Source organism: Nocardia sp. NPDC056952, from assembly GCF_042674185.1.
Taxonomy (GTDB): domain Bacteria; phylum Actinomycetota; class Actinomycetes; order Mycobacteriales; family Mycobacteriaceae; genus Nocardia.
Window position 1 is genome coordinate 20,030 of record NZ_JBHURA010000002.1, and the last position, 14,850, is coordinate 34,879.

The window sequence follows — 14,850 nt, forward strand, 5'->3', positions numbered from 1 at the left end:
GGAGGGGAGGGATTGATGACACAACTGAATTGGCAGCGATTCGAGGAGCTTCCGGGCGACCGCCGCGCGAACTTCGAGCTATTGTGGCGAGGCGCTATTCGGCTCACCTATGGGCGGTTCGGCACATTCCGAGCGCTGGCTCAGCAGCCTGGCGTCGAGTTCCACTTGAACATTGAGCAAGACTGCCCGCTGGGCGCGGTAGGTCAGTGGTTCGGTTGGCAGACCAAATGGTGGGAGATCGGATCCGGAACTCAAATCGGCCAGACACGCAGGAAGGACGTCGAAGACTCTCTAGCAAAGACCAAGGCGCACCTCCCCAACCTGAACCATTGGGTGTTGTGCACCCGCCGCCCGCTGACTCCTACCGACCAGCAGTGGTTCGAAAGCCTGGACTCCGGGATCTCGCTGGAGAACTTGGTTGCCGACGATCTCGCCAATCTGCTGGTCGGGGAGGCGGCGCTCCTACGCGAAGCGTACTTCGGCGAGCTCGTCCTGACTCCTCACCGCCTGACCGAGTTGCAGCAGGCCGCAGTCGAGGAGGTGGGGGAGCGGTGGTTTCCCCAAGTGCACCAAACTACGGCCGCCGAGGACACTCTCCAACGGATGCTGGCTGAGCCAGAAGCCTGGACGCACTTGGATACTGCCGGTACAGAGATCGCCGCCTTGGCCGATATCGTTAAGCGTGAGGTCGCAACGACCCCTCTCTCTGCCGCCGCGCAGACCGAGTTGGACACATTGCTCAGGACCGCGGCGACGATCCGAGACCTCCTCTTGGACGCACGCGCCTACTTGGCGCCCGACAGCCAGCACAGTTGGCTTGAGCTCGGCGATGTAAACGTCCCGCCGCCGCCACCCAGGACACCCCCTGTCCTGCGGCGACTGCGTTCGGACAACCACCCGGCCTCCATGTTCTGCACGAACCTTGTGGCGCGCACTCGTCGTGCTGCGGGCCTAGCCCGACAGGTGTTCGACGAGTTGCAGGTTCGGATCGCTGTGGTGACCGGAGGAGCCGGCTACGGGAAAACCCAACTGGCCGCGAAACTCACCGGTGCAACGGGGTTGCGCCCGCCGGGTATTCTGCTGCACGGACGCCGATTGGGTGCCCGCGACGACCTTGACAGACTGGCGAGACAGGTCACTGTCTCCGGTCGACCCATGCAGACGTTCGAGGCCCTTCTAGCGGCAGTCGATGCCGCTGCGGCCCGGGCCCGATGCCGACTTCCTGTCATTATCGATGGGCTGAACGAGGCGGAGGACCCGAGTTCGTGGGAGCCGCTCCTACGGAAGCTGCACGCAATGTTGAAGAAGTACCCGTCGGTGCTGGTTGTGTGCACGGTTCGTGAGAACTTCGTGTCTCGCGCAATCCCCACCACGGTTACCGATTCGGTGGACCTTAAGGGATTCACGGAGGACTTTGACGAGGTCGTGCAGAAGTACTTCGGTTTCTTCAACATCGACGCCGGTGACGCTTACATTCCGCGCGAGGTTCTCCGCCATCCGCTGGCGTTGCGCATCTTCTGCTCGGTGGCGAACCCTACCCGTGAAACCCGAGTTCAACTGGCACTTCTGCCCCGGTCGCTGAACGAGATGTTCGATGAGTACCTGCGTGTTGCGGCGCGACGCATCGACCAACTACACATAAAAATCAGCATCGATGATGTCACCACCGCACTCGAGCAACTCGGTATCGAGATGTGGAAAACCCAATCTCGCGACGTAGACGTCGACCGGGCCCGAGGACTGTTCCGAGACAACGGCCGTTGGGAAGACAGCATTCTGGGTGCGCTCGAACACGAAGGGGTTCTCATTCGCCAGCTTGCGCAGCAGAACCCCATGCCGGCTGGGGCAAGCCATACGGCGGCATCATCGGTCGGTGGGATGCGGGTCGCGGTGGTCTATGACCTTCTCGCAGGTCATATCATCGCCTCTGCAATGGTCAACACCAGCGGCGCTGTGTTCGCGAATGCGTTGCGCACGCCCACGACGGCATCCCGCTTCAGCGGAGCAGCCAGTGAACGGCACCCGCTAGCGAGCGATATCTTCGAGGCGTTGGTGTTCCTCCTTCCCCGCGCTGGATTTGGACAGTTGTGGCAGATGGTCGAAAAGCCCTTGGTGGATTCCGCGCTGGTTCGAACGACCGCCCTGAGCGCGGCCGCAGTAGACGCTGTCACTGTCGAGGCCTTCACAAGAAACTTCGAGACGTTGGTTCGCAGGGGCGATTTTTGGCCAAGATTGCAGTCGGCGCGTTCTGCGTTGTCGCACCCGCTGAATGCTCGTTATCTGGATACGCTGCTGCGACCTAGGGGAGTCGCGGAGCGCGACCTGCTGTGGTCGGAGTGGCTGCGGAAGAACGCAGCTGTCATGCTCGGTGAGGTCCGCGCGTTGATCGTTGATTGGAAGAACCGCGCTGAACGTACTGAGGTCGATGGGTTGCGGGCTCGATGGCTCATGTGGATGTTGACCAGTACGGTCCGTGATTTGCGCGACGCTGTGACCGCAGCACTGTACTGGTACGGCCGCACCAACCCATCCGGTGTATTCGCGCTGTCCTTCGACGCGCTGACGGTCAACGATGCATATGTCGGTGAGCGGGTGGTGGCCGCGGCTTATGGCATCGCCACGGCGCACCAGACCTGTGACCCCGAATTCGGTGCCTACCTGCGGGAATACCTCGACGGTCTGATACCGATCGTTACCGGACCACAGCCGACGGCACCGACCTACCACCGGTTGACTCGCTACTACATCGCTGCCACGATCGCGTTCGCCCGGGAGCATTACCCCGATGCTGTCCCTGCCGCCTTGGCCGATGGAATCGAGTTCGCGAACGGCATCCTGCCTACTGCACTACATGATGGCGATGCACGACGAGAAGAGGTATCCGTCACCATCCACATGGATTTCGGCAACTACACCCTGGGGCGCCTGTTCGAAGACAGAAGTAACTACGATTACGACCATGCAGGGCACATCGAAGCGACCGACAATATCTTGGGCGTCGTCTACGACTTAGGATGGCGTAAGAACGAATTCTCTACTGTGGACTCCTCCATCGGCTCACACTCGTTCGACCGGGATCCGGGACGGACAGAGCGGTACGGCAAGAAGTACGGATGGATCGGATTTTACCTCGTTTCGGGGATGCTCGTCGCACGCGGAGAAGATGTTCCATGGCTTGAGGTCGATATCGACCCGACGTTTCCTCAGTCATCCCCGGCATTGCCGCTGCAGGTTCCGACGTGGGTGCGGCCCACACCGCGTGACGATCGGAACTGGATGCAGAGAGGGTTAGTCAGAATTCCTGACGAGCTTCTGTACTGCCAGACCCTCGATGGGGCACAGGGCCCGTGGGTTCTGGTGCATGCCGAGATCGACATAAAGGACCGTCAGTCCGGGCGGAGCAGCTTCGGTTTGTTCAACACGGTCGCTGTCGAACACAGCGACCTGGACGCGTTGATGCAGTGGTGGTCGACCGTCGAACACCCCGGCAGGGATATCATCGAACTTCCAGCCGCGTATTACCTGTTCGCTGGCGAAATTCCGTGGCATTCACGAATGGTCACGTCCGGCGACGACCTCGCTAATGCGACAGCATCTCGCACAAACGTGCCTCGTGAAGTCACAGAAGACATCGTCGATGATGCCTACGATCTCGAAGACCCTTACATCGATCAGGTGCGAATCTATGACACTAAGGACGGTGCCGAGGTCGACACCAACGGACCGGTAGACGCCACGGCCGAGGTGGGTGAGAACCCGCCAGGCGCCGACGATGACCTGGACGATATGTTCGAAGGGCTGGCTTCTTCTGCTGGCAGATGGCCTTCCTATAGAAGCCTTCGGTTCGAGTCGATGGCGCACTCATTCACATGGGAGGGATACCACAGCTCGGAGAACCAGGAGTTTGCTTATGTACCGAGCCAACGGCTTTCACAACAGTCCCGGTTACGCGCGATTGGCGCGAGCTTCGACCAGATGGACACCGACGGTCGCCCCGCCACCAAGAGCTACTCGGCTCCTGAGGGATTCGATGGGCACCTGCTCTACATTCGAGAGGACCTCGTGCGAGAGTTCACCGGAGATCGCGCGGCGGTAACGTTCGGTTGGGGGGAGCGGCAAATGCACCTGGCGTGGTCCGGCGACATGCCAGAGCGCCTGCGGCGCGTCTATCGATCCCACCAGAATGTGTGGCGCGTGGGCCGCATCATTCAAGACTGACCGATGCTGTCGCGTAGGTCGGGCTTGCGATCCAGTACTGCAACAACGCTCAGTTCCAGTATCGTGCTTGCGTGATTGTGGTTGTTGGTGGAGCCGAACTGGACTCGTTGCACGCGACGTTGATTTGGGTGCAACGGGGATCTCGATACCATGGGAGCGGTGGAGGGAGTTGGAATCGCCCCACAGAAACCCCACACTTTTGACCGGAATCAATGCGAATTGACACGAATCGTTGAGAAGTGTCGCTTCGTGAAAAGGCCTGGTGCTGAGCGCTATTGAGCACTGATGGGTAGGTTCTAGACAACTAGAACCCGCGCCAGGTTGTCGCAGGTTCAAATCCTGTCAAGCCTGAAGGGGCAGCCCATCTGCCGGGTCAGCGCTGTTGTCGACCAGCATGCTGACTGTGAGTGCTTCTGATCGTCGCGGCCGAAGCTGCGAGGCGCTCGGGTCTTTCGTCGGGACGGGGCGTGGAGGCGGTATGAGGTCTCGCCTTCGGTCTATGCCGTGGGATCGACATCTGTTTTCGCGGGGTTCGGCTTTGTGGCCTGCTCGCGAAGTTGGTGAGGCGATGCATCAATGCGCGAGCCGCGGCTGATGTGAGGTCGGGCGGATTCGTCGGGACGATGACTTCGAGCTCTGCCGGTTCCGTGCTGGCGTCTCGGAGAGTGGCGCGCGTCGGCAAAGGGTTCTGGGGCAGGCCTGGTTTCTGCAGTGGGTCCACCTTCGGCAGTGGCCACCTGGTCAGGGTTGCCTGCGGTGGACTCGATCGGCCCAAGGCCTCCGCGGTAGGGGGTTCCATGACCCGCTGATGTCGTCGGCTTCTTAAGGATCTCTCAGATTGACCCGTCTTGAACCCCCACGGGCTCCTGCCTGCGGTTTTGCGACTTACCCGACTCGGCTGTCCCCAGTGGCACACGGCCATATGTGCTGGTCAGAGGGGTAATGCGATGAAAAAAATTGTGTCCGGAGGGGGACTTGAACCCCCACGCCCTAATACGGGCACTAGCACCTCAAGCTAGCGCGTCTGCCATTCCGCCACCCGGACTTGCTGGTGTGCCAAAAGATTATCCGACGCGCCGTCGGAAACCAAATCGCCTAGCTGACCTGCTGTTTGTTCGGGTTCTGCACTCCATCGCTGAGATCGGTCCGACGCGGGATATCGATGCTTCGCGCTGCGGTTCGGCGTTGGTATGCGATCGGCACCGTCCATGTGCCGGTTGGCTGCCGTGGAGCGGCCACTCCGTCGCGTAACCCAGGTCGGGCGGCCGATGGATAACATGCGGCCGCACTTGACGGGCTGGAGTGCCGAGCGTAATTTACCAATCAGTCAATTCTACCCGTGACTATCGGTAACACACACATGTGGCTCGCACTCGGCAGGCGCGGACCCAGCCGTCCAGCAAAGGAGCAATGGCGCTCATGGAACACCCCACGGCACTCTCTCAGCCCCCCGCACCCGACCGTCGATCGCGCGTACTCGATCGCCTCGCACGCCCGATATTGGACGCAGTCCTGCCGCGTATCGACTCGCGCATCCTGGATTCGACCAGGCCGTTCAGAGCATCGGAGATGATGCGACCGCACGCCGAGTCGCGGCGGTGGGCATGGACGCACTACGGAGTGTTCCTCCCCGAGCTACCCGTTCCCCACCGCTACCTGAACACGATGACCTTGATCGGCGCGACCGGTGCACTGGCTTTCGACAACGACTACCTCGCCGCCGATGACGCCCGCGACACGGCCACTGTCCTGTCGTCCACTGCCGCCGAGGGACACCACCATTACCGCGCCTACGACACCGGACGCGACTGCTCTTTCGCCGACGACGGCTCCCGTCTCGATTGGGGCCGCGACCTCAGCATCACCGGGGCGTATCCCTACTTCCACGTCCGCGGCCAGTATGACGATTTCGACGTGAGTCTCGATATTCGAGCGACGGACCAGGTTTCGTGGTTCGTCCGCACCCCCGTCTACGACCACCTCAGCCTGTTCGCGACCGCCACTGGAACCCTGACCGACAAGACCGGCACGGTCGCCATCGAACAGACGTTGTGCACGTTCGAATACGCCCGTTGTATGTCGCCGCAATCGGTTACGGCACAGGCGCTTCCGACACAACGCAAGCTCCCCGTCGATTTCTTCACCTACCAGATCATCAACCTCGACAGTTCGACGCAGGTCCTGCTGACCGAGGTTCGCGCCGCCGGCGCGGTCGCGTGCCGGCTCGCATATGTGCGGTGTCTCGACGGGACAACGCGGGTCTACGACGATGTCGCCATGACGGTCCTGTCCTATCAGCCGAAACCCCTGGTCGATCCTCGCGGCCGCCCGATGCGCGTCCCGCGACAACTGCGCTGGCGGGTGCGCGATGCGGCGGGTGCGGAGATCCTGACATTCGACGCCGAAGTCGACAGCCCGCTCCGCTACGGGCACGGCCGTGGCTATGTCGGCGCCTACACCTACCGAGGAACGTGGCAGGACCGACGTTCAGTCACGGGAAGCGGCTACATGGAGTGGATCGACTGCGAACCGGGGCAGTGACCCCGGCACGAGCACTCGAGCGTCGTTGTCTCGACCCGAAATGTTCACCGCGATTCGGCATCCACGGCGTCGCGCGACGCCGTGGAGCTGTCCGGTCCCTCAGGGCTCGTCCAACACGCTTGCCGGAACCCCGTAGGGCAGAAACCGCACCCGTCGGCGATCGTCGGTGTTGTCGCGATGTGCGCGTAAGGCCTCGAGCTCGGTCGGAAATACCTGGTCGACGCCGGCCTGGCCGGTGTCGTCGATGCTGAAGATCGCCCACACCCCGCTGCCGGTGTCACCGGTGGTCTCGCCCTCGGGCATCGGTGGGCGTGGCTGCTCCGGCTGGAACAACGGACCGAACAGCGACGTCAGTGAACTGACGTCGGCACGATCTACGCGGCTCAGATAGTCACCAGCTTTTCCGAGCAGGTCGCGCAGTTCGGTTCCTGCCTCGCGCAGCGCACGTTCGAAATCTTGCGGATCGATGCCGAAAGGTTCATTGGTAGCCATCGCATCTGCTCCTGGGGACGAGTTGGGTGCTCCGTCCCTCAGTGTCCTCGCGAAACGACGACTTCGCCACGACGACGCTTCCGAGCTCATGGCGTCGGTGTCTGGCGGGCCGTTTCGATAATCACCTCGTCATAGGCGATGACCACCCGCTCCTGCTCCCACCCCATGATCTCGTCCAACGCGATCGCGTACCAGGCTGCGCCGACGCTCGTGAGGAATTGGGCCATGGTCGAATGGCCTTGCCGGGCAAGAGATTCGCGAACCTCGGCGAACTGGCCGATGCAATGTGACCCTCAGCCGTGCTGTGAAACCGCATCGCTTTGAAGCCGCCACATTTCATAGTTCCCGCATTCCGCCGTGATCTCAGCCGTCGCCTGGGCTGCGGTGAAGAAGTCGTCGGCCAGCGGCGAGGTGCGCGATGCCGCCATCGCGAGGTACACCTGGTCGGGCGCCAGATCCGGCACGGGCACGTAGCTGATGTCCGGACGTGAGTAGAACAGGGTCTCCGAACGCCCCACGAACGAGATTCCGCGGCCGGCGGCGACGTGCTCGAGCTTCTCCTCCACGCCGCGCACCCGGAGCCCGGAGTCGGGGAGCGGGCGCGTGGTGGGCTGCGTGCTCGCGTCGGCATGCCAGATCAGCGGCTCACCGGCCAGGTCGGCCTCGGAGACCTCCTCCTTGCCTGCCAACCGGTGATCGGCGGGCAGCACCACCATGAGCGGCTCGGTGTAGAGCTGAGTCAGGCGCAGGCCGGTCTCGTCGATGGGCAGCCGCACATAGCCGACGTCGACGCGGCCGTCGAGCAGCATCGGGGCCTGGTCGTCCCATTCCATTCGCTGCACGTCCACAACCACGTCCGGATGCTGAGCCTCGAACGCCCGCGCCGCTGGGATGACCGGGATGCCGGCCCGAAAGCCGACCACCAGCCGATGGCTGCCGCGGGCGGCGACGGCCACCCGGCGCCGGACCGCGTGCGCGGAGGCGAGCAGCGGACCGGCGTCGGCCAGCAGTTGTCGGCCCGCGTCGGTCAGCGCTACGCCGTGGCGATCTCTGGTGAACAGCGCTGCGCCGAGATCGTGTTCCAGCGCACGGATCTGCCGACTGAGCGCCGGCTGCGCGATGTGCAGCTCATCGGCGGCGCGGCCGAAATGCAGACTGTCGGCGACGGCGGCGAAGTAGCGCAACTTGCGCAGATCCAGATCCATGGCGCCTCCTGGTCCGGTGATGCCTCCAAGGTATCACCACGGCTGAAATGGGTCTTGGACGCCAACTCGACCCAGTGGCATCGTTCATGGGGCGCAAGCGAATTCGGAATTGAACCAGAATTCGCACGTCAGTAATCGGTTCCCTCCATCGCGTCATACGACGGCATTGACGAGCGCGACAAACAACCGAACTGTTTCGGATACCCAACAATTCAAGGGAGTTATCGTGGGAAAGCTCGATGGCAAGGTAGCGGTAATCACCGGCGGATCCACCGGCATGGCACTGGCCGGCGCCAAACTGTTCGTCGAGGAAGGGGCACACGTCTTCATCCAGGCCCGGCGGCAGGAAGCACTGGATGCCGCCGTCGAGCTGATCGGCAACGGCGTCACCGCCGTCCAGGGTGATGCGTCCGATCTGGACGACCTGGACCGCCTGTACGACACCGTCAAGCGGGAAAAGGGCTCGATCGACGTGCTGTGGGCCAGCGCCGGGATGGGCGAACCCGCGGTCCTCGGCGATATCACCGAGGAACAGTTCCACCGCTCCTTCTGGCTCAATGCGCGCGGCACCCTGTTCACGGTGCAGAAGGCGCTGCCGCTGATCAACGACAACGGCTCGATCTTCATGACCGGATCGAACGCCTCCCTCGGCGCCTTCCCCGGCTGGAGCCTCTACGCCGGAAGCAAAGCCGTCCAACAGGCCTGGGCCCGCGTCTGGCTCAACGAATTGCGTGACCGCAAGATCCGGGTCAACGTCCTGACTCCCGGCCAGGTGGCCACCGCCAAACAAGAAGAATTGTTCGACGAGGCCACCAGAGCCGAATTCGAGTCGCTCATCCCCCGCGGGAAAATGGGCCGCCCAGAAGAAATCGCTACCGTCGCCCTATTTCTCGCGTCCGACGACTCCAGCTATGTCAACGGTCTGGAGCTGGTCTCCGACGGCGGCACCACCGCCATCTGAACCACACCCCAGCAATGCCGTCGGCTCGAGAACGTAGTGGCCGGTGCCCCTGCGCTCGACCGGCATGAACGAGACAGCGCGACACCGATAGAACAGCGAGAGGGCACATCTCATGAGCAGCATCAGCCTCATCGGTACGGGGAACATGGCTCGTACCATCGGCACGCTCGCGGTAGCGGGCGGCAATACCGTCGAGGTCATGGGCCGCGACCAGTCCAAGGCCGATGACCTGGCCGAGGCTCTCGGCGGCGGTGCGACGGTGGGAAAGTGGGGCGCCGTCCCGGCCGGGGACATCGTCATCACAGCCCTGTTGTACGACGGTGTCGTTCCGGTCGTCGCCGAGTACGGAAACGCACTCGCGAGCAAAGTCGTCGTCGACATCAGCAACCCCTTCAACGCCGCGTTCGACGGACTGGCCCACAGCGAGGAAACCTCGATCGCGCAGGAAGTCGCCAAGGTGGCTCCATCCGACGTCAGCGTGGTGAAGGCGTTCAACACCGTCTTTCGCAATGTCCTGGAGAACGGCCGGCCCAATATCTTCATCGCCGGCGACGATGCGCAGGCCAAGGCGGGGGTGGCGGCATTCATCGAGAGCCTCGGACTGCGCCCGATGGACGTCGGCGGCCTGAAAATGGCGCACTGGCTGGAAGGAATGGGCGTGGTCACGGTGGGCCTGGCAAACAACGGGGTCGGCCACTGGGACTTCGCCGTCGGCGTCAACGAATTCACCGGCTGAGCCCCCGGGCCCCTGCGGTTCGATTCGGACCTGAGAAGGAAGGACATATCCCATGAGCAGCATCAGTTTCATCGGCTCGGGAACCATGGCCCGCGCTATCGCCACTCGCGCGGTCGCTGGTGGCAATACTGTCGAGATCCTCGGCCGCGACTCCGCCAAGGCCGAGGGTTTGGCTGCCGCGCTCGGCGGTGGTGCCACGGCCAAGACATTCGGGACCGTCCCTGCCGGCGACGTCGTCGTCCTCGCCGTGCCTTACACCAGCGCGGTGTCGGTCGTCGCCCAATACGGGGATGCGCTGGCCGGCAAGGTCATCATCGACATCACCAATACCTTCAACGCCGACGCCACCGGGCTTGTCACCCCGGATGGCACGTCCGGTGCGCAGGAGATCGCCAAGGTCGCCCCCGCGAGCGCGCACGTCGTGAAGGCGTTCAACACCGTGTTCGGGCACGTCATGGCCCAGGGCCGTCTGTTGGACGTGTTCCTCGCCGGAGATGACGCGCGGGCCAAGGCCGGCGTGTCGGCGTTTGTCGAGAGCCTCGGACTGCGTCCCCTCGATGTCGGCGGACTCGAGATGGCTCGCTGGCTGGAAGGAGTCGGTCCGCTGCTGATGGGCCTGGCCCGCCACGGCGTGGGGAGCTTCGACGTCGCCCTCAGCGTCGACATCGCCGACTGAGTGGGCGCGCACCGCCATTTCTTCCGCCGCATCACTCACAAGGAGCAGTATCATGCGCGTTTTCGTCACTGGCGGGACCGGCCATTCCGGTTCGCACATCATCCCCGAACTCGTCACCGCCGGGCACGAGGTCACCGGCCTGGCCCGGTCGGACACGGCCGCGGCGGCCCTGTCCGCGCTCGGCGCGAAGGTACGTCGCGGCGATCTCGAGGATCTCGACGGGCTCAAAGACGCGGCCGCGGATTCCGAGGGTGTCATTCACGTCGCGCACAGGCAAGACCTGCTTCCCTCCGGCGGGCTCGACGCCGTGGCCGCCGCGGAACTCCCGATCATCCTCGCCTACGGCGAGGCACTCGCGGGAACCGGAAAGCCGTTGGTTGCCGCGGGGAGCATCGGCTCAGCAGGGAACCTCGGCCGGCCGGCCACCGAGGAGGACCCGGCCCTTCCGAGCAGCGAGGAGTACAAGGGCACCCTGCGGGCTCGCAACGTCGTGGAAACCGCCGTAGTCGACCTCGCTGAGCAGGGAGTGCGGTCTTCGGTCGTGCGGTTTGCCAACATCGCGCACAGCACGACCGATCGTGGCGGGTTCCTCGTGCAGCTGATCGCGCTCGCGAAGGAGAAGGGTTTCGTCGGCTACCCCGGCGACGGCGCGAACCTGTGGAACGCCGTGCACGTCCGCGATATCGCCCCCGTGTTCCGCCTGGCGCTGGAGAAGGGGCCGGCCGGCCGGTACTGGCACGCGGTAGGGGAGGGGGCCATCCCGCTCCGCGAGATCGCTGAGGCCATCGGCAGCCGACTGGGCCTGCCCGTCGTGAGCATTCCCTCGGACGTACTGATGGTGCCGGGATACTTCGGGTTCCTCGCGAGCATAGTCACGCAGAGCTACCCGGCGTCCAACCACATCACCCGCCGAGCCCTCGGCTGGGAACCCACTCAGCCCGGCCTGCTCGCCGATTTGGACAACGGCCACTACTTCCCCGGGTAGGGAGCCTGATCACAAGGGACTGCTGCACGATCGGGTGGCACCACCCGCGCTCAATCGTGAGTTCGCTGTGGCGAAGCGGACTTTCAACCCGCTGCGCCGACACATCCCTGGAAATCGAAATCTGTTGTGAGAGAACAAGAAAACCCGTTCCACCCGCCATTTTGCTCCAACCCGACCGAGTGAGCAGGGGTGCGTAGCAAACGTCTCACCCCAGCGAGTGGTACCACCTCAACACCCCCGATGGCCGGAGCCGCGGCATCGAGTGCCGTCTGGCAATGGCGCGCAGCTCGAGGGCGAGGTGAATGTTGCCTCCCACCTTGATCAGAAATTGTTGCGCCGTCAGCCCGGCCATGAGTGCCCGGCTGCGGCGGACACCGCCCCGAAAACGCCGAGGCAGTTCATCCAAGCTGGTGGGGTGTTCTGGCCACGAAACATGGAAGGGCACTTGGCGTTCGTAATGCTGCTGCGGGCTCGCTGGCTGGGTGGGTGCTTGCATCTGGCTCTGGACAACTACTCGGTCAACAAGTGCGGTGAGGTGCGGAAATGGTGTGTGGGCATTGAGGTCGAGTTATTCGTGCCGAACCATTCGTCGTGGTTGAACCTGATCGAGTGCGAGTTCGCGGCGTTCCGTTGCTTCGCGCTCAACGGCACCGATCGCCGCAGCCATGTCGTGCAGGCTGCGGCGATCGGCGGTAACACCCGCTGGCACAACCAGCGAGCCCCCGACCCGAACTTCACTGTCGGTGCGAAGATCCGGCGGTCGTATTACCCAACCAAGGTCGCCTGACGCGGCACTAGATGATTCCCAACCCGGCTGCGGAGTTGTACAGCAACCAGTCGTACCAGAGCTGATACCGCGCCTGCGGCGCCTTGGTCTCCAGCATTCGATCCGTGCTGTCCTTGCGGCCGGAGCTGACCCATACGCTGTCGTACGAGCCGATGTGGGCAGTTACAGTGAGGGGCCGGAATACAGTGTCCCGCCATCCCGAGGAAATGTAGTCGATCAGCTCACCGAATACCCAGGCGGCAATGGTTCCAACCACCAGTCCAAACGGCCCTCCGATGGTCGTACCCACCTTGACAAGAGCGTCCTGAACCTGCTTCTTGATCTCCTTCGTGACCCGGTCCAGAAATGTTCGCATAGCCTTACCATTGTCCCGTTCGACTAGCACGAGTGTCACGAGGTAGGCCTTGGGGAAGGAATTTCCGCGCTCGGTGATATTGAAGTTCGTGAAGTTCCGCGGGGGATTGTAGTGCTTGACGTCCTTATTGTTGAAACTCCCGAGCTTGATCGGCTTGATGGTTTTTGTGTCACCACTTTCATCGACGGATGTGCCACCGAGCCACATGTCGTCTTTGCCGATTTGACCGCCGAACGGGCTGTTGGTCTCGTTGGCGCAGCGGATCTGGGTCACCCGCAGCAGGAGGCTGTCCGACCGCGTCGCTCGAGCGGGCGCATGCTGCGGGATCATCCCGCCCAATGTGCCGAGGAACGCCGAATTTTGCAGTTTCGCGAGGTCCGCGGCGGAGAACTTCAGGTTGGGGATGGCGAAAGCGGAGCCTTGCGAGGCGATCGGAGTCCGTGTCTGCAGATCGACCGCGGCCAGTTCCCCGAGATGCGCCGTGCGGATCGCAGTGGTATTCACCCGCCGGATAGCGGCGACTCCGGCGGCGGCCCGCTTCCTTTCTGGCATGGTGTCGAACCAGGCCGCCAGAATGTTCTCCGCGGAATCTCGTTGGGTGGGCAGCGGGAACCGCGCTGCGTCGGCAGCGTGTGCGGCGACTTTGTCTGCCGCCAGTTCGAGCTGGCGAACTACTCGCTCGCCAATTTTGCGCAGTTTCGGATCGATGATATCGCCGAGCTGCGAATCAATGCTGTTGATGGCCATGTCGATTTCCTTTCGTGTTTCATCACTTCGATGAGAACTCGACACTATGTATGAATTCTTTGGCGCACTTCGGTGCTGACACCGAAAAGGGCACCGTGGTAGCCCGGATGCGGTCGGCGCGTTCGCGACACATGCTGCTGTGGAAGGCGATGAACGGCTGCAGTCAGTGGCCCGTGCGTAGATCGAAGGAAGTGCTCCGGATGTGCGGAATCAACGACAGTTCGAGGTCGGCGGTGGAGCGCGAGCGCACGGCCGTCATCGATGCGGTCGACTATCTGCGGCCCCGGATAGCCGCCGCGCACGATCCGCGCGTCGTGTGGTGGCCGAGCTCGATGGCCGAGGAACGGGAGACGCGCCTCACGATCGGACTGATCGAAGGCGGCTTCGATCAGTCGGTTGCCGACCTGGACGGCGCCGGCATCACCGTCCGGTGGTTCGGTGGCGGACGGACCGCCCCACTGTGGTTCCGCGAACACGGGGCCTTCTCCGCATCGCTGTTGGTCGGACAGGGCGTGGTACGACTGCACGGAATCGTGCCACGTGCGCGCCTGAACGTTGCCTGCACCGCGTCGGCGGACGGCGTCATCCGGCCCGATGATGTCGCCACCGCCATTCGATGGCTGACGTCTGTGGGTGCAGCCGTGATCGTGATTCCGTTGGGCCAGCCCGACGCCCATGCCGGACTGATCGCCGCGCTGCGGGCAGCGACGCACGCCGGGATCGCGGTGATCGCGGCAGCGGGCAACTCGGCAGCAGGGCCGATCCTCTTCCCGGCGAGTGACCCACGGTGCCTGGCCGTCGGGGCATGCACCGCGACTGGTGTGCTGCTACCTGGTTGTGTGAGCGAACCGCGGGTGGACCTGTTCGTGCGCGGCGACAGGGTCCGCGCACCTGTCCGCGGACGGTTGCTGCGAACCCGCAGCGGGACCTCGGTCGCGTGTGTACTCGCCGGAGGGCTCGCGACTACTTTGATGACCGAATACGGCCGGACAGCTGCGATCGAGTACATGGCGCGGCGGCGGAAATCAGTTAGGGATTGAAGTGGCCGAGGCGAATGCGCAACAAGCGCCGCATCGAGCAGGCCGAAACCGGCGTGTGAAGGCGTCGTTCCCGGATCAGATGTGGGCGTTGGACTCCAGGTGGTTGT

General features: G+C 63.3%; 12 protein-coding genes and 1 tRNA gene. 8 read left to right on the plus strand and 5 right to left on the minus strand.

The window, feature by feature from the left end; genetic code table 11:
* The first annotated feature begins 15 nt into the window (after positions 1-15).
* The gene (locus ACFTS5_RS07250; protein ID WP_378628414.1) at positions 16-4,218 is read left to right on the plus strand and encodes a hypothetical protein; all 4,203 of its coding nucleotides are present in this window, start codon (positions 16-18) and stop codon (positions 4,216-4,218) included.
* A 960-nt stretch (positions 4,219-5,178) separates the two neighbouring features.
* Here ACFTS5_RS07250 and ACFTS5_RS07255 read toward each other — a convergent pair.
* A tRNA-Leu gene (locus ACFTS5_RS07255) sits at positions 5,179-5,263 on the minus strand.
* A 524-nt stretch (positions 5,264-5,787) separates the two neighbouring features.
* Between ACFTS5_RS07255 and ACFTS5_RS07260 the strand changes: the two genes are divergently transcribed.
* Positions 5,788-6,759 carry a DUF6670 family protein gene (locus ACFTS5_RS07260; RefSeq protein ID WP_378628417.1) on the plus strand — a complete coding sequence of 324 codons (972 nt, stop codon included), beginning with the start codon at positions 5,788-5,790 and terminating at the stop codon, positions 6,757-6,759.
* 99 nt (positions 6,760-6,858) lie between these two features.
* Here the strand turns inward: ACFTS5_RS07260 and ACFTS5_RS07265 are convergent, their stop codons facing one another.
* The 3 genes from ACFTS5_RS07265 to ACFTS5_RS07275 form a co-directional block, all read right to left on the minus strand.
* Positions 6,859-7,251 (minus strand): hypothetical protein, encoded by a 393-nt coding sequence (locus ACFTS5_RS07265; protein ID WP_378628419.1) that lies wholly within the window; start codon positions 7,249-7,251, stop codon positions 6,859-6,861.
* Between the two features lie 86 nt (positions 7,252-7,337).
* Positions 7,338-7,478, minus strand: a complete 141-nt coding sequence (locus tag ACFTS5_RS07270; protein WP_378628420.1) for a hypothetical protein — start codon at positions 7,476-7,478, stop codon at positions 7,338-7,340.
* Between the two features lie 66 nt (positions 7,479-7,544).
* Positions 7,545-8,456 (minus strand): LysR family transcriptional regulator, encoded by a 912-nt coding sequence (locus ACFTS5_RS07275; protein WP_378628421.1) that lies wholly within the window; start codon positions 8,454-8,456, stop codon positions 7,545-7,547.
* 226 nt (positions 8,457-8,682) lie between these two features.
* Between ACFTS5_RS07275 and ACFTS5_RS07280 the strand changes: the two genes are divergently transcribed.
* The 5 genes from ACFTS5_RS07280 to ACFTS5_RS07300 all read left to right on the plus strand — a co-directional run bounded on the left by ACFTS5_RS07280 (position 8,683) and on the right by ACFTS5_RS07300 (position 12,601).
* Positions 8,683-9,417, plus strand: a complete 735-nt coding sequence (locus ACFTS5_RS07280) for an SDR family NAD(P)-dependent oxidoreductase (RefSeq protein WP_378628422.1) — start codon at positions 8,683-8,685, stop codon at positions 9,415-9,417.
* A 112-nt stretch (positions 9,418-9,529) separates the two neighbouring features.
* Positions 9,530-10,153, plus strand: coding sequence for an NADPH-dependent F420 reductase (locus ACFTS5_RS07285; RefSeq protein WP_378628423.1), 624 nt, complete (start codon positions 9,530-9,532; stop codon positions 10,151-10,153).
* Between the two features lie 52 nt (positions 10,154-10,205).
* Complete coding sequence (locus ACFTS5_RS07290) at positions 10,206-10,829, plus strand: NADPH-dependent F420 reductase (RefSeq protein WP_378628424.1); 624 nt, start codon at positions 10,206-10,208, stop codon at positions 10,827-10,829.
* A 52-nt stretch (positions 10,830-10,881) separates the two neighbouring features.
* Complete coding sequence (locus tag ACFTS5_RS07295) at positions 10,882-11,814, plus strand: SDR family oxidoreductase (protein WP_378628425.1); 933 nt, start codon at positions 10,882-10,884, stop codon at positions 11,812-11,814.
* Between the two features lie 262 nt (positions 11,815-12,076).
* Positions 12,077-12,601 carry a hypothetical protein gene (locus tag ACFTS5_RS07300; RefSeq protein ID WP_378628426.1) on the plus strand — a complete coding sequence of 175 codons (525 nt, stop codon included), beginning with the start codon at positions 12,077-12,079 and terminating at the stop codon, positions 12,599-12,601.
* A 7-nt stretch (positions 12,602-12,608) separates the two neighbouring features.
* On the opposite strand, the gene ACFTS5_RS07305 is transcribed toward ACFTS5_RS07300, so the two are convergent.
* Complete coding sequence (locus tag ACFTS5_RS07305; protein WP_378628428.1) at positions 12,609-13,703, minus strand: hypothetical protein; 1,095 nt, start codon at positions 13,701-13,703, stop codon at positions 12,609-12,611.
* A gap of 50 nt (positions 13,704-13,753) precedes the next feature.
* Here ACFTS5_RS07305 and ACFTS5_RS07310 point away from each other — a divergent pair, with 50 nt between their 5' ends.
* Positions 13,754-14,743 (plus strand): S8 family serine peptidase, encoded by a 990-nt coding sequence (locus ACFTS5_RS07310; protein WP_378628430.1) that lies wholly within the window; start codon positions 13,754-13,756, stop codon positions 14,741-14,743.
* Positions 14,744-14,850: the final 107 nt, after the last annotated feature.